The organism is Ulvibacterium sp., assembly GCF_965228935.1.
Lineage (GTDB): Bacteria > Bacteroidota > Bacteroidia > Flavobacteriales > Flavobacteriaceae > Ulvibacterium.
Map to the genome: position 1 here is coordinate 4,760,264 of NZ_OZ245846.1, position 19,870 is coordinate 4,780,133.

At 42.0% G+C, this 19,870-nt stretch carries 23 protein-coding genes and 1 other RNA gene; 14 read left to right on the forward strand and 10 right to left on the reverse strand.

Annotated elements, in window-relative coordinates; all coding sequences use genetic code 11:
* The first annotated feature begins 96 nt into the window (after positions 1-96).
* The 4 genes from ACO06Y_RS19975 (at position 97) to ACO06Y_RS19990 (ending at position 2,375) form a co-directional block, all read left to right on the forward strand.
* Positions 97-444 (forward strand): winged helix-turn-helix transcriptional regulator, encoded by a 348-nt coding sequence (locus ACO06Y_RS19975; RefSeq protein ID WP_422080812.1) that lies wholly within the window; start codon positions 97-99, stop codon positions 442-444.
* Positions 445-464: 20 nt separating this feature from the next.
* The gene (locus ACO06Y_RS19980) at positions 465-1,295 is read left to right on the forward strand and encodes a cyclase family protein (protein WP_422080813.1); all 831 of its coding nucleotides are present in this window, start codon (positions 465-467) and stop codon (positions 1,293-1,295) included.
* 124 nt (positions 1,296-1,419) lie between these two features.
* Positions 1,420-1,923 carry a cupin domain-containing protein gene (locus ACO06Y_RS19985; protein WP_422080814.1) on the forward strand — a complete coding sequence of 168 codons (504 nt, stop codon included), beginning with the start codon at positions 1,420-1,422 and terminating at the stop codon, positions 1,921-1,923.
* Between the two features lie 23 nt (positions 1,924-1,946).
* Complete coding sequence (locus ACO06Y_RS19990; RefSeq protein ID WP_422080815.1) at positions 1,947-2,375, forward strand: cupin domain-containing protein; 429 nt, start codon at positions 1,947-1,949, stop codon at positions 2,373-2,375.
* Positions 2,376-2,530: 155 nt separating this feature from the next.
* On the opposite strand, the gene ACO06Y_RS19995 is transcribed toward ACO06Y_RS19990, so the two are convergent.
* The 5 genes from ACO06Y_RS19995 to ACO06Y_RS20015 form a co-directional block, all read right to left on the reverse strand.
* Entirely contained in the window at positions 2,531-2,950 is a 420-nt protein-coding gene (locus tag ACO06Y_RS19995; RefSeq protein WP_422080816.1) for a CBS domain-containing protein, read from the reverse strand.
* 220 nt (positions 2,951-3,170) lie between these two features.
* A complete protein-coding gene (rny, locus tag ACO06Y_RS20000) occupies positions 3,171-4,739 on the reverse strand; it encodes a ribonuclease Y (RefSeq protein WP_422080817.1) in 1,569 nt (522 codons plus the stop codon).
* 154 nt (positions 4,740-4,893) lie between these two features.
* Positions 4,894-5,003: non-coding RNA, 6S RNA (ssrS, locus tag ACO06Y_RS20005), on the reverse strand.
* A gap of 50 nt (positions 5,004-5,053) precedes the next feature.
* Positions 5,054-5,350 (reverse strand): cell division protein ZapA, encoded by a 297-nt coding sequence (locus tag ACO06Y_RS20010; RefSeq protein WP_422080818.1) that lies wholly within the window; start codon positions 5,348-5,350, stop codon positions 5,054-5,056.
* Between the two features lie 15 nt (positions 5,351-5,365).
* Positions 5,366-5,656 carry a hypothetical protein gene (locus ACO06Y_RS20015; RefSeq protein ID WP_422080819.1) on the reverse strand — a complete coding sequence of 97 codons (291 nt, stop codon included), beginning with the start codon at positions 5,654-5,656 and terminating at the stop codon, positions 5,366-5,368.
* Between the two features lie 191 nt (positions 5,657-5,847).
* Here ACO06Y_RS20015 and ACO06Y_RS20020 point away from each other — a divergent pair, with 191 nt between their 5' ends.
* From ACO06Y_RS20020 to ACO06Y_RS20030, 3 genes are read left to right on the forward strand one after another with little or no spacing between them, the layout of a single operon-like run.
* Entirely contained in the window at positions 5,848-7,539 is a 1,692-nt protein-coding gene (locus ACO06Y_RS20020) for a M23 family metallopeptidase (RefSeq protein WP_422080820.1), read from the forward strand.
* A gap of 5 nt (positions 7,540-7,544) precedes the next feature.
* Entirely contained in the window at positions 7,545-10,013 is a 2,469-nt protein-coding gene (locus ACO06Y_RS20025; protein ID WP_422080821.1) for a TonB-dependent receptor, read from the forward strand.
* 47 nt (positions 10,014-10,060) lie between these two features.
* Entirely contained in the window at positions 10,061-10,720 is a 660-nt protein-coding gene (locus ACO06Y_RS20030; RefSeq protein WP_422080822.1) for a hypothetical protein, read from the forward strand.
* On the opposite strand, the gene ACO06Y_RS20035 is transcribed toward ACO06Y_RS20030, so the two are convergent.
* A complete protein-coding gene (locus ACO06Y_RS20035) occupies positions 10,717-11,865 on the reverse strand; it encodes a cysteine desulfurase family protein (protein WP_422080823.1) in 1,149 nt (382 codons plus the stop codon). The two genes, ACO06Y_RS20030 and ACO06Y_RS20035, sit on opposite strands and share 4 nt — an antisense overlap.
* 102 nt (positions 11,866-11,967) lie before the next feature.
* On the opposite strand from ACO06Y_RS20035, the gene ACO06Y_RS20040 reads away from it, so the two are divergent.
* A complete protein-coding gene (locus ACO06Y_RS20040; RefSeq protein ID WP_422080824.1) occupies positions 11,968-12,987 on the forward strand; it encodes a hypothetical protein in 1,020 nt (339 codons plus the stop codon).
* Here ACO06Y_RS20040 and ACO06Y_RS20045 read toward each other — a convergent pair.
* Positions 12,981-13,523, reverse strand: coding sequence for a Smr/MutS family protein (locus ACO06Y_RS20045; protein ID WP_422080825.1), 543 nt, complete (start codon positions 13,521-13,523; stop codon positions 12,981-12,983). The two genes, ACO06Y_RS20040 and ACO06Y_RS20045, sit on opposite strands and share 7 nt — an antisense overlap.
* Before the next feature lie 62 nt (positions 13,524-13,585).
* On the opposite strand from ACO06Y_RS20045, the gene ACO06Y_RS20050 reads away from it, so the two are divergent.
* The 3 genes from ACO06Y_RS20050 to ACO06Y_RS20060 are packed head-to-tail and all read left to right on the forward strand — an operon-like array spanning position 13,586 to position 14,568.
* Positions 13,586-13,891 carry a DUF2752 domain-containing protein gene (locus ACO06Y_RS20050; RefSeq protein ID WP_422080826.1) on the forward strand — a complete coding sequence of 102 codons (306 nt, stop codon included), beginning with the start codon at positions 13,586-13,588 and terminating at the stop codon, positions 13,889-13,891.
* Positions 13,892-13,907: 16 nt separating this feature from the next.
* Positions 13,908-14,243, forward strand: a complete 336-nt coding sequence (locus ACO06Y_RS20055; RefSeq protein WP_422080827.1) for a CCC motif membrane protein — start codon at positions 13,908-13,910, stop codon at positions 14,241-14,243.
* A 13-nt stretch (positions 14,244-14,256) separates the two neighbouring features.
* Complete coding sequence (locus ACO06Y_RS20060; protein ID WP_422080828.1) at positions 14,257-14,568, forward strand: CCC motif membrane protein; 312 nt, start codon at positions 14,257-14,259, stop codon at positions 14,566-14,568.
* A 188-nt stretch (positions 14,569-14,756) separates the two neighbouring features.
* Here the strand turns inward: ACO06Y_RS20060 and rocD are convergent, their stop codons facing one another.
* The 3 genes from rocD to ACO06Y_RS20075 form a co-directional block, all read right to left on the reverse strand.
* Entirely contained in the window at positions 14,757-16,034 is a 1,278-nt protein-coding gene (gene rocD / locus ACO06Y_RS20065) for an ornithine--oxo-acid transaminase (RefSeq protein WP_422080829.1), read from the reverse strand.
* Positions 16,035-16,138: 104 nt separating this feature from the next.
* The gene (locus ACO06Y_RS20070) at positions 16,139-16,525 is read right to left on the reverse strand and encodes a DUF6768 family protein (RefSeq protein WP_422080830.1); all 387 of its coding nucleotides are present in this window, start codon (positions 16,523-16,525) and stop codon (positions 16,139-16,141) included.
* A gap of 4 nt (positions 16,526-16,529) precedes the next feature.
* Positions 16,530-17,063, reverse strand: coding sequence for an RNA polymerase sigma factor (locus ACO06Y_RS20075; protein WP_422080831.1), 534 nt, complete (start codon positions 17,061-17,063; stop codon positions 16,530-16,532).
* 122 nt (positions 17,064-17,185) lie between these two features.
* Between ACO06Y_RS20075 and rlmD the strand changes: the two genes are divergently transcribed.
* From rlmD to ACO06Y_RS20090, 3 genes are read left to right on the forward strand one after another with little or no spacing between them, the layout of a single operon-like run.
* Positions 17,186-18,601 carry a 23S rRNA (uracil(1939)-C(5))-methyltransferase RlmD gene (rlmD, locus tag ACO06Y_RS20080; RefSeq protein WP_422080832.1) on the forward strand — a complete coding sequence of 472 codons (1,416 nt, stop codon included), beginning with the start codon at positions 17,186-17,188 and terminating at the stop codon, positions 18,599-18,601.
* The gene (locus ACO06Y_RS20085; RefSeq protein ID WP_422080833.1) at positions 18,598-19,101 is read left to right on the forward strand and encodes a DUF6452 family protein; all 504 of its coding nucleotides are present in this window, start codon (positions 18,598-18,600) and stop codon (positions 19,099-19,101) included. The genes rlmD and ACO06Y_RS20085 overlap by 4 nt, the downstream gene beginning before the upstream one ends.
* Complete coding sequence (locus ACO06Y_RS20090) at positions 19,082-19,870, forward strand: DUF6048 family protein (RefSeq protein WP_422080834.1); 789 nt, start codon at positions 19,082-19,084, stop codon at positions 19,868-19,870. The genes ACO06Y_RS20085 and ACO06Y_RS20090 overlap by 20 nt, the downstream gene beginning before the upstream one ends.

The following is a 19,870-nucleotide window of genomic DNA, read 5'->3' on the forward strand; positions in this document are numbered from 1 at the left end:
GTCAACCAAATTTAGAAGTAATACTTACCTTTGGCAATATACTTACCAAAGAGAGAGGTACTAACTTTTTGGAAAGTGTTAATAAAATAAGGGCCAATGCCAGAATTTTTATATAACAACAAACTGTACTACAACCCCGTAGAGTTTGCCATGGATAGAATTGGCGGTACTTGGAAGATGCCCATTTTATGGCGATTGAAGAATCGGGTCATGCGATTTGGTGAATTACGCAAGGATATTCCCCATATTACGGACAAAATGTTGACTTCCCAACTGCGACAACTGGAGGCGGAGGGCTTTGTACATCGGGAAGTCTATCCCGTAGTCCCGCCCAAGGTGGAGTATTCCATTACACCCAAAGGCAAGACGGCCATTCCCATTATAGAAACGATTAGGAATTATGGGCTTGAGCTGATGCGAAAGGAGGGGATACAAACTAAATAGAATAAAATACGTATAATGTCATGAAAACTACCTTTGTACAGATTTCAGTTGGTGTATGCTTAGTTTTAGCTTGTAAAGATCAACCCCGTTCCGAAAAAGCAAACTCCGTTACAAATGAACACCAAGTTTCCTTTAATCAAGTTGTTGACCTCACCCACGTCTTTTCGGAGGAGACCGTATATTGGGTTACTGCCAAGGAATTTGAATTTGATGTCGTAGCCCAGGGAGAAACGGATAAAGGGTACTACTATGCAGCAAACAATTTTGCAACGGCCGAGCATGGTGGAACACATATAGATGCCCCTATCCATTTTTCCGAAAAGGGACAGACCGTTGATGAGATTCCACTCAATAATTTAATGGGCGATGCCATTAAGATCGATATCTCATCAAAAGCTATGGGAAATCCGGATTATCAAATAGGAATTGAAGACTTCATGGATTGGGAGAAAGAAAAAGACATCCAAATTCCGGATGGAAGCATTGTGTTGCTCGAAACGGGTTTTTCAAGGTTTTATCCTGACAAAATGAAGTACTTGGGTACGGATCAGCGTGGTGAAGAGGCAGTTCAATTGCTCCATTTCCCGGGACTGTCCCCGGAAGCCGCGCAATGGTTGGTAGATAATCGAAAAATAAAGTCGATTGGAATCGATACACCGAGTATCGATTATGGTCAATCCCAATATTTTAAGAGTCATGTAATCCTCCTGGGCCAAAACATTCCTGCTTTCGAAAACTTGACAAATCTGGATAAACTGCCGGAAACAGGATTTAAGATAATTGCCTTACCGATGAAAATAAAGCAAGGAAGTGGCGCACCATTACGAATCGTTGCTTTATTGGATAATTGATCATAAAGACTTAAAGCCCACAAATGGGTATAAAAAAATTCATCTATTTTTATCCCGTTTTACTCTTGGGCAAAATCGGAAACGATAGATGCAAAGTAATGGAATACCAACCCCATCATACAAAATGGAAGAAGTTGAAGAAATTATCCAAAGTTTGGGCTTAAAACCGCATCCAGAGGGTGGTTATTTTAAGGAGACCTACAGAAGTGAAGGTACCATAGATCCAAAGAACTTAGGCGATGCCTATTCAGGATCGCGCAACTATGCCACCGGTATCTATTTTCTCCTTACTTCCAAAACGTTTTCCGCTTTTCACAAAATTCAACAGGATGAAATTTGGCACTTCTATAAAGGCTCCCCGATACAGCTGCATATGATTTCACCAAATGGTGATTACTCCAATGTGCGAATCGGCAACGATTTTAAAAAGGGAGAGCGACCTCAATTTACGGTGCCTGGAGCATATTGGTTTGCAGCGGAGACTTTCAATAAAGGGGCATATTCCCTAATGGGATGTACCGTTTCCCCGGGATTTGATTTTGAGGATTTTGTCCTTGCCGATCGGCAAAGTTTACTATCCCAATTTCCGCAACACAATGAAATCATATCCAGATTTACCAGGGTATAGTTCGTAACAAATTTTGATATGATATGGCAAAAGTTTTGACCTTTCTATTTTGTTTGAGTATGGTGATGGTTTCCTGTCGTGAAAGCGGTTCAGGGAAAATCGAGGTATTTACTTTGGCCGATACGAACAAGAGTTGGGATGGGAACCAACTTCCGGAATACCCGGAAGGCCAACCTCATATAAAAATCTTGAAATTCATTATTCCTCCCAAGACCCAATTACCTCCCCATGAACATCATGTTATCAATGCGGGTGTATTGCTTCGCGGAGAACTTACTGTGGTGGATGAAAACAACAATACCCTGCATCTAAAAGCTGGTGATCCCATTGTGGAATTGGTCAATACCATTCATTATGGAAAAAACGAAGGTACCGAGCCTGCCGAGATTATTGTTTTTTATGCCGGGGCCAAGGACATTCCCATTACGGTAATGAAGGAGATGAAAAACTGATACACCGAAAGTGTCGACTTCACAATCATTTGCCCAAAATGCCGGTACAAGACTACATTTCGAAAGTCCATGAAATGGATTGGATATAAGATTTTAGTTCCCCAAAGGGCATCTTATTGACATTTCGGTTTCGTCAAAAACTGAGGAATAATCCTCTAAAATTGTTCGAGCAAAAAATTGATCAAATCCGTGGTCGTAACGATTCCCACCAACTTTCCATCATCCACAACGGGAATCGCATGAAATTCCCTATCGGATAGAATTTCGGCAACCTCTTGCACAGTAGCCGTTGAAGGAACACTGATCAAGGTTTTGGCCATAACCTGTCCTATCGTAAACATATTATAGACCATGGTTTCCACATATTCGTCATCATCATCAACGGCATCGGCAAAACTAATCCGTAAAAGATCGGTATAGCTCAACATTCCTATGATTTCCTCTCCAGAAACCACTGGGATATGCCTAATGCGGTGCTTTTTGAAAAGACGCTCCGCAGTTTCCAAATTATCTGCATTGTTCAGGGTAATAACGTTCTTGGTCATTATTACCGATACGGGTGTTTGCTTTTTCATCTCCTCAGGTTTAAAAATCATTTTAAAGATAGAGTTCAAAACCCCTAAAAAGTATGATAAAAGTCATTAACCATTGAGATGCGAAACGATATTTTTGCAAAACCCAAAAAGTATTTCAACACCTGGCCCAGGGAATAATCCTTTACAAGTTCGTGTCGTCAAACGATTTCTAAAAAAAGGAAAGAAAAGATATTCTTTCGGGGGCTTCGTAACTTAACTCTTATTTGGCAACGTTTACGGATCGAGTTTCGCGAATTACGGTTATCTTCACTTGCCCTGGATAAGTCATGTCCGTTTGAATTTTTTGCGAAATCTCAAACGACAGCTGTGCGGCCTTATCATCACTCACTTTTTCACTCTCCACAATCACACGAAGCTCCCTACCTGCTTGTATGGCATATGCTTTTTGGACACCTCCAAAACCGAAGGCGATGTCCTCCAAGTCCTTAAGCCGCTGTATATAGGAATCCAATACTTGCCTACGTGCACCGGGCCTTGCCCCGCTAATGGCATCGCATACCTGGACTATAGGGGAGATAAGTGTTTTCATTTCCACCTCGTCATGGTGGGCTCCAATGGCATTGCAAACATCCGATTTTTCACCAAACTTCTCGGCCCATTGCATTCCCAAAATAGCATGTGGCGTCTCTATTTCCGCCTCGGTATTCGGTACTTTACCAATATCATGCAATAGTCCCGCTCTTTTGGCCAATTTTGGATTGAGTCCCAATTCAGCAGCCATTACGCCGCAAAGTTTGGCGACCTCCCTGGAATGTTGCAGTAAATTCTGACCATAGGAAGATCTGTACTTCATTCTCCCCACTGCTTTTATTAATTCAGGATGCAATCCATGGATTCCTAAATCAATGACCGTGCGCTTGCCTACTTCTACTATTTCCTGTTCTATTTGTTTTTCCGTCTTTTTTACGATCTCCTCGATCCGTGCCGGATGTATACGACCATCCGTTACCAATTTATGAAGGGACAATCTTGCCACCTCCCGTCGTACGGAGTCAAAACAGGATAATATAATGGCTTCCGGGGTATCATCTACAATGATTTCTACCCCTGTGGCAGATTCCAAGGCCCTGATGTTCCTACCTTCCCTACCAATAATCCGACCTTTTACATCATCGGATTCCAAGTTAAATACAGAAACGCAATTCTCCACCGCTTCTTCCGTACCTATACGTTGAATCGTATTTATGACAATCTTCTTTGCTTCCTGTTGCGCCGTTAATTTGGCCTCTTCCAAAGTGGTCTGCATATAGGCCATAGCATCGGTCTTGGCTGTTTCCTTCAGGGATTCCAATAATTGGCTTTTTGCCTCTTCGGCCGAAAGACCGGAAATAACCTCTAACTGCTGAACTTGGTTTTTATGTAATTTTTCAAGTTCTGATTGCTTTTTTTCATAAAACTCGGTCTTATGATGCACATCCTTTATCTTCCTTTCAAGTTGCTCGTTGAGTTTTTTGTTCCTTGCCAACTCATTGCTTACCTGGGATTCCTTGTCACGGGTCCGCTTTTCCGCTTCCGCAATTTTTTTGTTCTTGTTGATAATAACCTTTTCATGCTCCGCCTTAAGCTCTAGGAATTTTTCCTTGGCCTGGAAAATCTTATCCTTTTTAATGGTCTCCCCTTCCAATTTGGAATCCTTTATAATAGATGAGGCCTCTCTTTTGGCATTGGCCATGGTCTTGGAAGCCTTGCCTTTTTCCATAAACTTGGCTATTACAAAGCCTACAATGAGGCCAACGATTCCGGTAATTATTGCCGTAGTGATATCCATAGTATCGAAAATTAAAATTGTTAATCCGTTTGTATAAAAAACGGAGTCCGCCCCGAAGCGAAATTAATGTAACCGACGACCTTGATGAATAATAATGTTATCATCCATGGCGGTTTCATTTATAAAAAAAGCCCACATTGGAGAAGTTTTGTACAAACTCCTATAAACAAGTTTAGGGCTAACAGACTGCTCAAGGATCCTTATACTAGTAAGGCCTGCTTTTACAACCTAAACTCACCCTTTTCAAACAAATTAGTGTTGAGTTCGTCAAAAGATAATACCAATGTGGGCAGTAACTATATATTTAAAAGAACTTATTTTAAGCTTAGTTTGGAATTTACCAGATCATCCAACGCCCTTAGGCGTTCTTTGGCCTTCTTGGTGCCTTCCGATTGATCAATGCCCCTTTGCTCTATTTTCGAGGCAAATTGTAGGGCACACATGGCCAGCACATCTTGCTTATCCCGTACGGCATAGTTTTGCTCAAACTTCTTGGCCAGTTGTTCAATATTTTTGGCTGCCTTTCGCAGTCCCTCCTCTTGGGAAGGGTCTATCGTTAAGGGATATACCCTATCTGCAATCGAAAGTTTGATCTTTAGCCTTTCCTGCATTATAATTTTTGAGCATTATTCCGCGAGTTGGGCGATACAATGATCCAACTCCCGGATTAATGTGTTTATCTTAAGCTTAGCTTCTGTTTTATTTGTATTACTGCCCAGCATTGAATTAGCAAGTTTTAGCGAATTGTATTTCTCCTGCCATTCCGCGACGGAATCCACAACACGATCCCTATCGTTTCTTACGGCTAGCAATTCATTTTCAAGCTTTGAATTGGCTTGCTGGAGTAATTCCATTTTGTGCAACAACTTGCTAATTTTGTTCTCCAAGGAATCAACAATTTGTACCAATTCGCTCATGTAGCTATTCAATGCATGTTACACAAAGTTAACATACATCTAACGACTTAGCAATACTTTTTTCAATTATTCTTGAAGTAATACTTTAATTGGTCATAAATCGTTGAGTACTATGGAACGTCCATATTTGAATCGATGAGCTTTCAGGGATTCAAAGCGATTAATTACTTTCGTACCCACATTATTATGCTATGCGAAAAGTTTTTTTAGGAGTGCTCTTGCTAAGTTATATCACCACATGGGGACAGGAAAATTATCCCAAGGAGGCTTTTGGATCCCCCATGGGTATTCCCCTAATCTTGGCAGGAACTTTTGGGGAATTGCGTTCGAATCATTTTCATGCCGGCATCGATATAAAGACCCAACAACGGCAAGGTCTTCCTGTTTATGTCATTGGGGACGGGAGCGTAACACGTATTAAAATATCGCACTGGGGGTATGGTAAGGCAGTCTATGTGGCCCATCCAAACGGATATACTTCGGTTTACGCACATCTCCAAAAATTTTCTCCCGATTTGGAGGAGTATATCAAAAAAATACAATACCAAAAAAGGTCCTATGAGGTGGAAGTGTTTCCGGATTATGGGGAACTTAAGGTAGAGAAAGGGGAACTGATCGCCTATAGTGGGAATACAGGTGGATCTTCCGGCCCACACCTTCATTTTGAGATACGAAGCAGTATCTCGGAAAAACCCACCAATCCCTTGTTATATGGCTACGAGGTAAGGGATGCTACCAACCCTACATTACGAAAATTATATGGGTATCCGCTCTCCGAAGATGCATTGATCAACCAGAGTAAGAACAAAATACAGATCAATTTTTCAAAACAAAAGGACGGCACCTTTCTCGCGGATAAAGTTCGGGCTGCAGGCACCATTGGTTTTGGTTTTATCGGGTATGACCGACAGGATATGGCGGCCAATAAAAACGGGGTTTACTCCGTACAACAATTGGTGAATGGAAAGGTATACTCGGACTATAGTTTTGAGAAATTCTCATTTTCCGAAACCCGGTATATCAATACATTGATTGACTATCATCACCTGGGAAAATACAAGCAGCGGATCCAAAAGTGTTTTAAATCCCCAGGCAATAGACTCAGTATATACAACACCCTTCATAACGATGGAAAGATTGTGGTCCGGGAGGGCCTAAGTTATAATGTTGAGTTGTTGATCAAGGATTTTGAAGGCAACCAGGTTAAATTGCTCATTCCCGTAGAAGGGAAAAGGGAAATGGTCAAAAAGGAACGGGAAGAAAAAAAGACCGATCATTACATCATTGCCAAAAAACCGAACAATTATGATTTAGGAGCGGCCAAGGTTTATTTTCCATCGAACACCTTTTATGAGGATTTTTATTTGGATCTGGAAAAAGGGGAGGACACAGTAAAAATTCATAGCAATACGGTCCCTGCCCACCGCAATTTTACAATAACTTTTGACACCTCAAAATATTCCGAAAGCGAACGCGAACAACTGTTTATAGCACGTCTGGACAAGAAACTTAGACCCGGTTACGTCTCTACTTATAAAAGAGGGAACGTTTTTACCGCCAGAACTCGAAATCTGGGCACTTATACCCTGGCCAAGGACACTCTGGCCCCAATTATCCGTACCAAGAATTTTAAAGAGAAACAGTGGCTCAACAATTACCGTTATCTAAGTCTATACATTGCAGATGACTTAAGTGGTATCGATTCATATTCGGCCACCCTGAACGGTGAATGGATCTTAATGGAGTATGAGCCCAAAACCAAGACCCTCATGTATAACTTCGACGATGTTATTTTGGATAAAAAACAATGTGAGCTAAAAGTCGTGGTTACCGACAATGTCGGAAATAGTAATACCCTATCCACAATTTTTTATAGAAAATAAGGAATTTGAGGTACCCACAGTACATTCCTACGTTGTTGATATGCTGTCTGGCTGTTTTTGCAAATGCCCAGACCGCGACTATCACGGGTGTAATTTTGGACGAAAAGAATGTACCGTTATCCGATGTTAATGTTTCTTCGGGAAGAACAGGTACATTTTCGGATGAAAACGGGTTTTATGTATTACAGATTGTTGCGGATGAAAAAACCACGATTACCTTTTCGCATTTAGGGCATAAAAGTGTTATTCTCGAAGATTTGATACTCATCACAAACGAAACCTACGAGTTTAATCCCGTTATGAAGATTGATGTTATCCAAATAGACGGGATTACCGTTACCCCTACCGGCAGCAAAAGTGTGGAAGGCATTGCCATTTTAGCTCCCCAGGAATTACGAAAAATACCGGGGGCCAATGCGGGAGTCGAAAATATCTTAAAGCTACTTCCCGGAGTTACTTCCAATAACGAATTAAGCACGCAATATTCCGTTCGTGGAGGAAATTATGATGAAAATCTGGTGTACATCAATGAGATAGAGGTGTACCGTCCTTTCCTTATTCGATCTGCGCAACAGGAAGGGTTAAGTTTTGTAAATAGTGATATGGCCCGTGACGTTAGGTTTTCGCCCGGTGGATTCCAAGCAAAATACGGGGACAAATTATCCTCCGTATTGGATATAACCTATAAAAACCCGGTCACTTTTGGTGCCCAACTGGATTTAAGTTTCCTGGGAGCAAGCGCGGTTGTGGAAACCGTCTCCAAAAACAAAAATTTTACAAGCGTTTCCGGTGTTCGCTATCGCAACAACGGCCTTTTGGTTAATAGCCAACAGACCAATGCCAATTTCAATCCAGTTTTTGTAGATGTGCAGAGTTACATGACCTATAGGTTTTCTAAAAAATTCCAGCTGGGTTTCCTGGGGAACCTTTCCCGAAACGACTATCAAAACGAACCCTTGAACAGACAGACCAATTTTGGAACCTTGAACGAACCTAGAGCGTTGGTCGTCTTCTATCAAGGTCGGGAAAACAATACCTACAATACGCAATTGGCCGCTTTAAAAGGTGATTACTTCTTGAACGATAAGGTAACCTTAAAACTTATCTCATCCATTTATCACACTACCGAGGAAGAATATTCGGATGTGATCGCCCAATATGAACTGGGTGAAGTGGACACTAACCTAGGCAGCGAAACCTTGGGTGAGGTTACCGCCTCCAGGGGTCTAGGAACACAAATCAACAGGGCCCGGAACGATTTGGATGCCTTAATCGTAAATATCTCGCATAAAGGCAAGTACGCACATAATGAAAAAGCATTGGAATGGGGTGTTAGGTATACACATGAGGATATTAGAGATCAACTAAGGGAATCCGAGTTTATAGACTCCGCAGGGTTTTCCGTCCGTCCCCCATTTCCGGAATTCAACAACAACGAGCCTCGGGAGCCGTTTACAGCTCCTTTGGTACCCTTTGAGGGTATAAATGCCCGGAACTTCGTGAAGACCAATCGCTTTTCGGGTTTCGTTCAATTTAGCGACCGAAAAACATGGGGGGGCAATGAGTTTTACTATAATATCGGAATACGCTCACAACATTGGACGGTTAGTGGGACCGATGTGGCCAAGGTATCACATACCATTTTTAGCCCAAGGGTGCAATTGGCAATAAAGCCTAATTGGGAAAAGGATATGGTTTTTAGGATATCCGGTGGAATATATCAACAACCTCCATTTTATAGGGAGTTAAGGGATAGCTTGGGTATTGTACGTCCGGAAGTCAAGGCCCAGAGATCATTTCATCTGGTTATGGGCAACGAATATAGCTTTACCCTATGGAACCGACCTTTTACCCTTGTGGGGGAGGCCTATTACAAAAAACTGGATAATGTAAATCCGTATACCTTGGAGGATGTTCGTATCCGGTACAGGGCAAACAACAACGCAGAAGCATACGTCTATGGTGGGGAATTACGAATGAGCGGCGCTTTTGTACCGGGAACAGAATCCTGGGTAAGTATCGGCTATCTTAAAACGGAGGAGAACATAGATGATAGGGGCTATATTTCCAGACCTACCGACCAACGGCTAAAATTAGGGGTCTTGTTCCAAGATTACATCCCGGACATACCCAACTTAAGAATGTATTTGAACTTGGTCTACAATACAGGGGTCCCAGGAGGTTCCCCGAGCTATGCCGACCCTTATATTTTTCAGAATAGATTAAGAGATTATAGAAGGGCGGATCTGGGAATTTCCCATATTTTTGTAAATCGAGACAATAGGTATCCAAAAGACCATTGGTTACATAGTTTTAAGGAGTTAAGCGTAGGATTTGAAGTATTCAACCTATTTAATAACCAAAATTCTATTACCAATACCTGGGTCAGGGATGTGGACAGCAAACAACAATTTGCCGTACCGAATTTTATGACTGCACGGGTTTTGAACCTACGTCTCAGCATGGGCTTTTAAACGTCTTTGGAAATTGTTACTATGATTACGATACATTTTTCTGATTTATGAGGAATATCCTTTTTTTCGTACTACTCCTGGCTTCCATCTTTGTACACGCCCAAAAAAACATTTATGAAAGCGATAAATTCGATGCTTTAAGCGATGGGCATCAAGTCCTGGCCATTGTACCTTTTCTTACCAATTTGGATCTAAAGGAGGAAATCTCCAGGGAAGAACTGAAGAAATTGGAGGAAAAGGAAGGTCATGCCGTACAAAATGCACTGGAAACCTATTTTTCCCAAAGAAAGAAGAAGAAAAAGTTTTCCGTAGAGTTCCAGGACATAAAAAACACCAATGCCCTTTTGTCCCAAAACAATATTTCCTATACCAACATAGACGTATATACTACAAAACAATTGAGCGAATTATTGGGTGTGGATGGGATTATCAGTGGGAATTTGGATTTGAACATTTTACTTTCAAAAGGTGTGCCCGACGAATTCAGTTTAATAGACTATTTTTTGGGCGATGCCAATTATGGAAGGATAGGTGTAAAGATAAGCGACGGCAAAACAGGTAAATTGTTGTGGAAATACGAAAAAAAGATCACTAAGAAATCAGGCAAAAATACCAATGACCTTATAGACCGGATGATGAAGCTGGCCGCGCGAAAGTTCCCCTATGACCGTGAAAAGAGAAGGGATAGAAAAAAGGATAAAAGTTAATCGGCAATAAACTCCTTCAATACTTGAATGGCGTAATCCAACTCTTTTTCGGTATTGTATTTTGAAAACGAGAAACGGAGGGAAGGCTTTTTCAACTCTTCTTCCGGCAATATTTCCGACAGTACATGGGATCCCATATCGTTACCGGATTGGCAGGCACTACCTTTGGAACAGGCGATACCCTTTATATCCAAATGAAATAGGAGAAGCATCGCTTTCTGGGAATCTATGGGCAAGCGCACACTGACCAATGTATAGATGCTTTTTTCCAAATCCGCCGAATGCCCGTTGAACCGGACTCCTGGAATTTCCTTTTGTATGTTTTCCAGGAAATATTTTTTTAATCCGGTAACGTAGGATTGTTCCTTCTCCAAGTTATCATAAGCGGAAGTAAAAGCTTCTTCCAATCCGACGATATTATGAAAAGATTCCGTCCCGGCCCTAAAACCCCGTTCTTGGGCACCTCCCGAAATCAATGGTCTTAAACCCGAGTTCTTACGGATAAATGCAAACCCGGTACCCTTTGGGCCATGGAACTTATGTGCGGCTGCGGTAAGGAAATCAACCGGGATTTCCTGTACATCCCATGGGTAGTGACCAATGGATTGTACCGTATCCGAATGAAAAAATGCATCATGATCCTTGCATAGGCCACAAATCTCGGCAATGGCTATCTTATTGCCAATTTCGTTGTTCACATGCATAAGGCTTACCAACTTTTTGGCATCGTTTTCCTTCAACAGTTCCTCCAAATGTGACAGTTTGGGATCGCCCCATTCATCCAAATCTACAAACCGAAGATGTATACCTTCTTGCCTTGCCAAATCCTGGGCGGTATGGAGTACCGCGTGGTGTTCTATCTTGGAGGTAATTAGGGTGGTAACCCCCAAATCGCGAACCGCACTTCGCAAAATCATATTGTCGGCCTCGGTTCCTCCAGATGTAAAGATGATTTCCGATGGATGTGCGTTCATATATTTGGCAATGGTCTTCCGGGCACTTTCCACCACCGTTTTAGCAGACCTTCCAAAGCTATGGGTGGAAGAAGGATTCCCATAAAGTTGAGTCAACGCTTCCTGCATTTTATGGATTACGCTACTCCTTACCTGGGTAGTGGCCGCGTTGTCCAGATACACCTTTTCCATGAAAAATCTATTTGGTTTAAACTTGCCAAAATTAACCGATTTAAAGTTAATTTCTAGTCAAAGTGGAACAAACTTATGACATATTTCATTTACATTTGAGCCATGAAACGAGTCTTATTTTTGAGCTTTTTGGCAATACTTTGTTCTTGCGATGACGGGAATCTGCAGATTGAGGGAGTTGATTTTGATGATGTGAACATTGACTCTTGCGGCAATGTGGATGACGCTACCGATACTACATTTTTCTTTAAAACCAATGGGGACGAGGCACTACTTTTGACCTTGAACAGCGGGTTATTGGAAAATATCACCTCGTTGGATGGGTCAATCACAAGCAACATCAGTGCAACGGGAAGTCCACAACTCTTGTACAGATTGTTTACCGGGGATGTAAGCAGTAGTTATTTTTGTGATGAGATTCCTCCTTTAGAACCTACCGTGTTGGCTGAAAACTTTGCTACAGGAGGAGAAATTACCATACTCACCAATGTTGGCAGTGTTACGGCATCAGAGAAAGTATATAGTCATAATATTACCATTCGCGACCTCTCCCTTACCAATGATAATGGGGAACGGTTGACGGATACCTCTATTTTGGAGTATGGGGATTTTAATACCTCTACTACAAACAGTCCTAGTTTGGAGGTTCCATTTTCAAATTATGGCAATATTGCCGTTTCCATATGTGGGACCCCGCCCGCAGATGACTTTGTCCGTCTTCACAAATTGCTTAACGATGAGTTTATCTCCTTGGATGCGCCCACAAGTCTATTTGCGAATTCGCCAACAGGTGACACTCCCAGAATAGATAGTTTAAAGACCACAACACAGTCACAGTTTAAAAATACCGTTTTGAACATATTGGCGACAGCGGATATGGCTTGTTCCACTTCCGTCGCCCAGGAAATGATCGCTGGGGATTTTAGCTCCATAAACGGAGCTATCAAGGTATCCACTACGGAGAGCGAACCGAATGCCGATGGAATTATCAGCTATACCCATACCATAACTTTGGATGGTCTTTCCTTGCTATTGAAAAGAGATACCGATGAAAGTAATGATGTCACTTTGGAAGAGATAGAAACCATGACATTCGGAACCTTGGTAACTACCAATCAGTAATTCTGGAGAATAAAAACCTCTGTAGCCCCCAATCCATATTTTTTATAGTCCGCATCATAATACTTCACGTTTTCATAGCGCCGAAATAGATACTTAAGCTCTTCCTTTAAAACGCCCTCTCCTACCCCATGGATAAAAACTACTTTTTGGATTCGATTGCGTATCGCAAATTCCAATTGACGCTTGGCGGTATCCATTTGAAGGTTCAACATCTCATGATTGGTCATACCTTTTGAGGATTTTACCAACTGATTGATATGGAGATCCACTTCCATTTTCGGGGCATTCCTTTCTTTGGGTTTTGGGGTTTTGCGTACCGGTTTCCTGGGAAGCTCCTTCTCCGCCTTAACCTGGGCCACCTCATCATGGGACACCGGGATTCTGCCCGAAACCTTTACCAGTTCTTTGGGAGCATAACTAAAGGAAAAACCGTCCCTATCCTCAATAGTAATTTCATTTGGGGTTATATGTACAATTACCCCGCGGACAGTATCATCAAGAGTCTCTACAACATCGCCAACGGCAAAATCCTCCATATTTTTATTTTATTATACCCAAAAATAATGGTATTTTTCAAGTGAAAAATCGATTTTAGAGGATGAATGCTTTATTGACCAGGTTACCTTTATCTGTCGAAGATTACATGCTCCCCTGTTTTAGCAAGCAGATTTTGGGCGTGGATTGCCCAGGTTGTGGATTGCAGCGTTCTGTGGCTTTGTTGTTTCAGGGCGATTTTATAGCCGCGTTCCATATGTACCCTGCCATTTATACAATTATTCCCTTATTGGGCCTTCTATTGGCCGATACCTTTTTTAAGATCCCTAATATCAATAAAATAGTTATTGTACTTATGATGCTAAGTGTGGGTCTTATCCTGGGCAATTATATCCTAAAATTTATCTAACTAAACCCTTATAATTATGGAACAACAAAAATTACCTAATGTCACCATAGCATTGGTATTGGGCATTATATCCTTTCTCTGTTGCTTTTGCAGCTCAGGTATCGGTGGGATTATCATGTCCGGGATTGCATTTTTCCTGACCAGAAAGGACGAGAACACTTATAAGGAAAATCCGGAGAACTATTCTAATTTTAGTCAACTCAAAACGGCCAAGACCGTTGCCCTTATCGGTTTGGCGCTTGGTATCATTACCTTGTTCTATACTATTTATTCCATCTCCCAGATGGGTGGTATAGACGCCTATATGGAGCAAGTCAGGGAAATGATGGAGCAATACGGAATAGAGGAATAGCAAAAGATATAGTATGAGTCAAAATCCATTGCCCGGAGCAAGTAATGCACTCACCATGGGGATTATATCCTTGGTGGGGGCATTCATTTGCTGCGGCCCTTTCGCCATTATTTTTAGTATTATTGGCCTAAGCAGTGCCAAAAAAGCGGAAAAGTTGTACATGGCCAATCCTGAGATGTATACCGGTTATGAGAATGTAAAGACGGGAAGAATCCTGTCCTACATCGGGATGGCCGTAGCTCTAATTTATCTAATTTTCATCATTCTCTACTTTGGGGCGATTATTGCCTTTATAGGAACGGACGGATTTGGCTCTGGACTTTAGGGTTGGAAAACACGAAAAGCACATCCAAAAATTAAAAAGTCTGTCACATTGAGCCTGCCTTTGTCGGCAGACAGGCGCAGTCGAAATGCTTGGGAACCTCTAAATCGAAACCCTTCGACTGCCTGCCCGACCATGTCATTCAGGCGGGCGCTCAGGATGACATATTTAGCCACTTTTTAGAAACGTTTTTACTTTTCAAATTCCAAAATGGTCTTGGTAATAATGGCTACGCACTCCAATAATTGTTCCTCGGTCATGACCAACGGAGGTGCAAATCGAATGATATTCCCGTGAGTGGGTTTGGCCAGAAGTCCGTTTTCCTTTAAGGCGAGGCAAATATTCCAAGCCGTAGAACTATCTTCGGTGTCATTAACAACTATGGCATTCAGAAGCCCTTTTCCCCGAACCAACCTTACAAGATCGGTCTGCTGTATCAGCTTTTCCATCTCCCTTCTAAAGATAGTACCCAGATAATCGGCATTTTCAGCCAAACCTTCCTCCTTTACCACTTCCAAAGCGGCAATGGCCACGGCGCAGGCCAATGGATTCCCCCCAAATGTGGAACCGTGGTTACCAGGACGTATTACGTCCATAATATCGGTATTGGCCAAAACGGCCGAAACGGGAAACACTCCTCCGGAAAGGGCCTTACCTAAAATTAAGATATCCGGTTTTACCTCAGGGGTACCACTACATAACTTGTCCGAGCAGGAGCAATTACCACAAGTGGCCAACAATCTCCCTGTGCGTGCGATACCTGTTTGGACTTCATCGGCAATGAAAAGTACATTGTTTTCCTTACAAAGGGCATGGGCCTCTTTAATATAGGTTTCGTCCGGCACATAGACACCTGCCTCTCCCTGTATGGGTTCCACCAAAAATCCGGCTACGTTCCCATCTTTCAGAACTTCTTGTAATGCATTTAGGTCATTGTAGCGAATGGAAACGATTCCCGGGGTATACGGCCCAAAATTCTCGGTGGCCATAGGATCATTGGAAGCGGATATGATAGTTATGGTCCTTCCATGAAAATTATTTTGGCAAACTATAATCTTTGCCTGATTTGCATGAATCCCTTTCTTTTCATAACCCCATTTACGGGCCAATTTAATGGCTGTTTCAACAGCTTCGGCCCCCGTATTCATTGGGAGTACCTTATCAAAGCCAAAATACTCCGCAGCGAATTTCTCATATCGCCCTAACATATCATTGTAAAAAGCACGTGAGGTAAGCGTTAAGTTTTCCGCCTGCTCCTTGAGCGCAGATATGATTTTAGGATGGCAGTGCCCTTGGTTTACGGCGGAGTAGGCTGAAAGGAAATCAAAATATTTGCGCCCCTCAACGTCCCAGACGTATACGCCTTCTCCTCTACTGAGGACTACAGGCAAGGGATGATAATTCTGTGCTCCATATTTTTGCTCCAATGCAATAGCATCCTTGGAAGTAATACTGCTTATAACCGACATGATGATAAATACCTTTAAATGAGACTATAGCAATTCCTTCTTTGGGAGAGAAATCATCCTTTGTAGAGGCGTAAAATTAATAAATATTGTGGACTATTTTCCAATTATTTGTCCAACCGGTGTGATAATGCCGCTATCTGGAGCTCCAACCGCTTTAGTTCTCGTAGCATATCGTTCTTGTCCATCTGCATCCAAACAAAAAGTTTCAACATGCCCATAACGATCATACAAAGGAACCCTCCCGAGCACCATTTGATAAGCGAATTGGTATCCGTGGTGTTGAAAAATTGGACGACGCAATACACAAACAGGGCAAAAACAATAAGGTGTACAATGTTCATAAGGATGGCTAACCATCCGAGTTTACTTTTATAGACCCCTCCCATTTTTCCAAAAAGATCTTGCTCTTCCAATTGGTCGTAAAACTTGGCTTCTTCCCTATCCAAGGTTTCCTTTATCAGTTCATCGATTTTTTCTTTTTCTGTTTTCATTTGTCTATTTTTTAAGAATTGTTTTTAACTTTTCCCGGGCATGAAATAATCGCGATTTCACGGTTCCCGTGGATATTTCGAGAATAGTGCCTATTTCCTTTAGGGAATACTCCTCCGTATAAAACAATCGAAGTACCACCTGTTGGTCGTTCGGCAATAGTTTTATGGCTTTTTCCAGTTGGATCAAATCGGACTCTTTATCTTCATCCATATCCGCGTCATACCGTGTATTACGATAGCCTTTTAGCCTTTCCCGGTCATTTTTATTTCGGTTGAGAAAATCCAATGATTTTCGGGTCACTATTCGCATGGCCCAACTCCCAAAGGCATTGGGATCCCTAATACCGGTCAACTTGGCAATGATGATGCTCCAACTATCCTGAACAATGTCCTTGGCCACATCCAGATCATGGGTATACCAATAGGAGTGTCTACATAACTTTCCATGATATCGCTTTACCAATAACCCAAGGGCCTTTTTGTCCCCTGATTGGTATTGCAGTACCAGCAAGGCATCGAATGTTTTGTTCGGATCCATAATATCCCTGTCTATCCTAAAGACCCAAAAGAGTGAAAAAGGTTCACTTTTTTAACTTTTTTTAATAGTATTCCTTTTAAAGATACCCTTATTAAATACAATGCTATTAGTACTTTTGTCTAATGCGCAAAAAATCCGCCCGCCCCTTTTTTGAGAACATAGCAGTAATCGATGCCGGTGCCAAGGGCAAAGCTATAGGCAAGGCTCCTGATGGAAGGGTCATTTTTTTGACCAATGCCGTTCCAGGCGATGTCGTAGATGTACAGACCTTAAAGAAACGAAAATCCTTCTTTGAGGGAGTGGCCACCAATTTTCATTCCCTTTCGGATAAACGAACGGAACCCGTGTGCCAACATTTTGGGGTATGTGGCGGTTGCAAGTGGCAGCATATGGATTACGACCACCAGTTGTACTATAAGCAGCGGGAAGTGGAAAACAATTTAAGGCGTATCGGACATCTGGAACTCCCTGAAATATCCCCCATAATAGGATCGGATAGAACGTATTTCTATCGTAACAAGATGGAGTTTTCTTTTTCGGACAGCCGTTGGTTGACTTTGGAGGAAATTCAGTCCGATAAGAAAATTTCAGACAAAAATGCACTTGGGTTTCATATCCCGGGCATGTGGGACAAAATTTTGGACATTGAAAAGTGCCACTTGCAACCCGATCCCTCCAATGCCATTCGTTTGGCGGTCAAGGAATTTGCGATTGAAAATGGGTTCTCTTTCTTCAACCCCAGGGAACAACATGGGCTGTTACGTACCCTAATAATCCGAACATCTTCAACGGGCGAGGTTATGGTACTGATTCAGTTTTTTAAAGATGATTCGATAAAAAGAAATTCACTTTTAAATCATTTGAGCGAGAGTTTTCCTGAAATCACGGCACTCCTTTATGTAATCAATCAAAAGCAGAACGATACCATTTACGATCAAGAAGTGATATGTTATTCGGGTCGTGATTATATTTTGGAGGAAATGGAAGGCCTGAGTTTTAAAATCGATGCAAAATCATTTTTTCAGACGAATTCCGAACAAGCCTATGAACTGTATAAGGTAGTTAGGGATTTTGCCGCACTGACCGGAACGGAATTGGTATACGACCTGTATACCGGTACCGGCACCATAGCCCAATTTATAGCAAAAAAAGCGAAAAGGGTTATTGGGATTGAGGCGGTTCCCGAATCCATTGCCAATGCCCAAGAAAATGCAAAACGCAACAGCATAGAAAATGTTGATTTCTTTGTTGGGGATATGAAAACGATCTTTGATGAAAAGTTTAGTGTAGAAAATGGAAATCCGGATGTACTCATAACCGATCCTCCACGTGATGGAATGCACAAGGATGTGGTACGGCAAATTTTGGAAATCGCACCAAAAAAAGTGGTATATGTAAGTTGCAATAGTGCTACCCAAGCAAGGGATTTGGAGCTGATGAAAGAAAAGTATGAAATAACCCGGATACAACCCGTGGATATGTTCCCCCAGACCCATCACGTGGAAAATGTTGTACTTTTGGAGAAGTTGGGTCTATGAAGAAAATCACCATAACTTTACTTGTACTCTCGGGGATTATATCATTTTCCGCATGTGAAAAGGACGATATCTGTGTAGATGGTGATACTCCCCTGCTGATTGTCCGGTTTTATGACATGGAAGACACTACGGAAACCAAGCAAGTCCCAGGTCTTCAGGTAAACGGCTTGATTATTGGAACCGATACCCTGGAAATCCTGGCCAACGCCTCATTGGATTCAATAGCCCTGCCGTTAAGGGCAGCCGAGAGCAATACGTCATTTTTGATTTCACAGACTTTGAGCAACCCGGATACTACCCTTACCAATATACTCACCTTTTCTTATGAAGTACAGGATAAATTTGTTTCCCGTGCTTGTGGTTTTGTGGCTAATTATGATGGATTGGACGCTACCGCTGTGGTAGGTACGATGGAAGATTCCTTGTGGATAAGGGATATAGAGATAATAACACCACTGGTTGAAAATTCTACGGAAGCCCATGTTAAGATATTTCATTAGCCTATTTCTTATCCTAGGCTTTGTGCCCATGAAAGCGCAACAAGAGCCTATAGACCTTCAGCCCAAAGACACGGTTGTCTATGAACAGCCTTATGGCATCCGAGTGGGCGTAGACCTCAGCCGTCCTATAGTAACTTTTTTTCAGGATAATTATACGGGCTTCGAAATTGTAGGTGATTACCGGCTGGGGCAAAAATTATATTTGGCCGCGGAATTGGGCAATGAGGAGAAGTCCAGAATAGAGGAATTGGGGGGTATAGATGTACCCAACGATGCCGAACTTTATGATTTTACCACTTCGGGTAGTTACCTCAAATTGGGAGTCGACTACAATACCTATGAAAACTGGTATGGGATGAACAACTCCATTTTTGTCGGCGGACGCTTTGCCATTAGTAGTTTTAGCCAAACCGTAAATAGCTTCCGTTTTTACGAAAGTAATCGATATTGGAGTCGGGATCAATTTGCCCTGGGTTCTACGGAAGTACATGAATTCAGTGGCCGGACACAATCCTGGATCGAATTCGTCTTTGGAACCAAAGTAGAGCTTTTTGCGAATATTTATATAGGGGGCAGTATTCGCCTGGGCTTTTTATTTAGCGATCCGAACGAAGAGCCTTTTCCCAATTTATTCATCCCTGGGTTCAACAAGGTAACGGAAGGGAGTAAATTTGGTGTAGGCTATAACTATTCCATTTCCTATCTGATTCCCTTATACAAAAAAGTCAAAAAACCGGAGGAAACAGAACAACAGGAGAGTGAGGAATAG

Excerpts from the sequence above, each read along its gene's own strand:
- ACO06Y_RS19975 (WP_422080812.1), top strand. The coding sequence starts at position 97 with ATGCCAGAATTTTTATATAACAACAAACTGTACTACAACCCCGTAGAG.
- ACO06Y_RS19980 (WP_422080813.1), top strand. The coding sequence starts at position 465 with ATGAAAACTACCTTTGTACAGATTTCAGTTGGTGTATGCTTAGTTTTA.
- ACO06Y_RS19985 (WP_422080814.1), top strand. The coding sequence starts at position 1,420 with ATGGAAGAAGTTGAAGAAATTATCCAAAGTTTGGGCTTAAAACCGCAT.
- ACO06Y_RS19990 (WP_422080815.1), top strand. The coding sequence starts at position 1,947 with ATGGCAAAAGTTTTGACCTTTCTATTTTGTTTGAGTATGGTGATGGTT.
- ACO06Y_RS19995 (WP_422080816.1), bottom strand. The coding sequence starts at position 2,950 with ATGAAAAAGCAAACACCCGTATCGGTAATAATGACCAAGAACGTTATT.
- rny (WP_422080817.1), bottom strand. The coding sequence starts at position 4,739 with ATGGATATCACTACGGCAATAATTACCGGAATCGTTGGCCTCATTGTA.
- ACO06Y_RS20010 (WP_422080818.1), bottom strand. The coding sequence starts at position 5,350 with ATGCAGGAAAGGCTAAAGATCAAACTTTCGATTGCAGATAGGGTATAT.
- ACO06Y_RS20015 (WP_422080819.1), bottom strand. The coding sequence starts at position 5,656 with ATGAGCGAATTGGTACAAATTGTTGATTCCTTGGAGAACAAAATTAGC.
- ACO06Y_RS20020 (WP_422080820.1), top strand. The coding sequence starts at position 5,848 with ATGCGAAAAGTTTTTTTAGGAGTGCTCTTGCTAAGTTATATCACCACA.
- ACO06Y_RS20030 (WP_422080822.1), top strand. The coding sequence starts at position 10,061 with ATGAGGAATATCCTTTTTTTCGTACTACTCCTGGCTTCCATCTTTGTA.
- ACO06Y_RS20035 (WP_422080823.1), bottom strand. The coding sequence starts at position 11,865 with ATGGAAAAGGTGTATCTGGACAACGCGGCCACTACCCAGGTAAGGAGT.
- ACO06Y_RS20040 (WP_422080824.1), top strand. The coding sequence starts at position 11,968 with ATGAAACGAGTCTTATTTTTGAGCTTTTTGGCAATACTTTGTTCTTGC.
- ACO06Y_RS20045 (WP_422080825.1), bottom strand. The coding sequence starts at position 13,523 with ATGGAGGATTTTGCCGTTGGCGATGTTGTAGAGACTCTTGATGATACT.
- ACO06Y_RS20050 (WP_422080826.1), top strand. The coding sequence starts at position 13,586 with ATGAATGCTTTATTGACCAGGTTACCTTTATCTGTCGAAGATTACATG.
- ACO06Y_RS20055 (WP_422080827.1), top strand. The coding sequence starts at position 13,908 with ATGGAACAACAAAAATTACCTAATGTCACCATAGCATTGGTATTGGGC.
- ACO06Y_RS20060 (WP_422080828.1), top strand. The coding sequence starts at position 14,257 with ATGAGTCAAAATCCATTGCCCGGAGCAAGTAATGCACTCACCATGGGG.
- rocD (WP_422080829.1), bottom strand. The coding sequence starts at position 16,034 with ATGTCGGTTATAAGCAGTATTACTTCCAAGGATGCTATTGCATTGGAG.
- ACO06Y_RS20070 (WP_422080830.1), bottom strand. The coding sequence starts at position 16,525 with ATGAAAACAGAAAAAGAAAAAATCGATGAACTGATAAAGGAAACCTTG.
- ACO06Y_RS20075 (WP_422080831.1), bottom strand. The coding sequence starts at position 17,063 with ATGGATCCGAACAAAACATTCGATGCCTTGCTGGTACTGCAATACCAA.
- rlmD (WP_422080832.1), top strand. The coding sequence starts at position 17,186 with ATGCGCAAAAAATCCGCCCGCCCCTTTTTTGAGAACATAGCAGTAATC.
- ACO06Y_RS20085 (WP_422080833.1), top strand. The coding sequence starts at position 18,598 with ATGAAGAAAATCACCATAACTTTACTTGTACTCTCGGGGATTATATCA.
- ACO06Y_RS20090 (WP_422080834.1), top strand. The coding sequence starts at position 19,082 with ATGTTAAGATATTTCATTAGCCTATTTCTTATCCTAGGCTTTGTGCCC.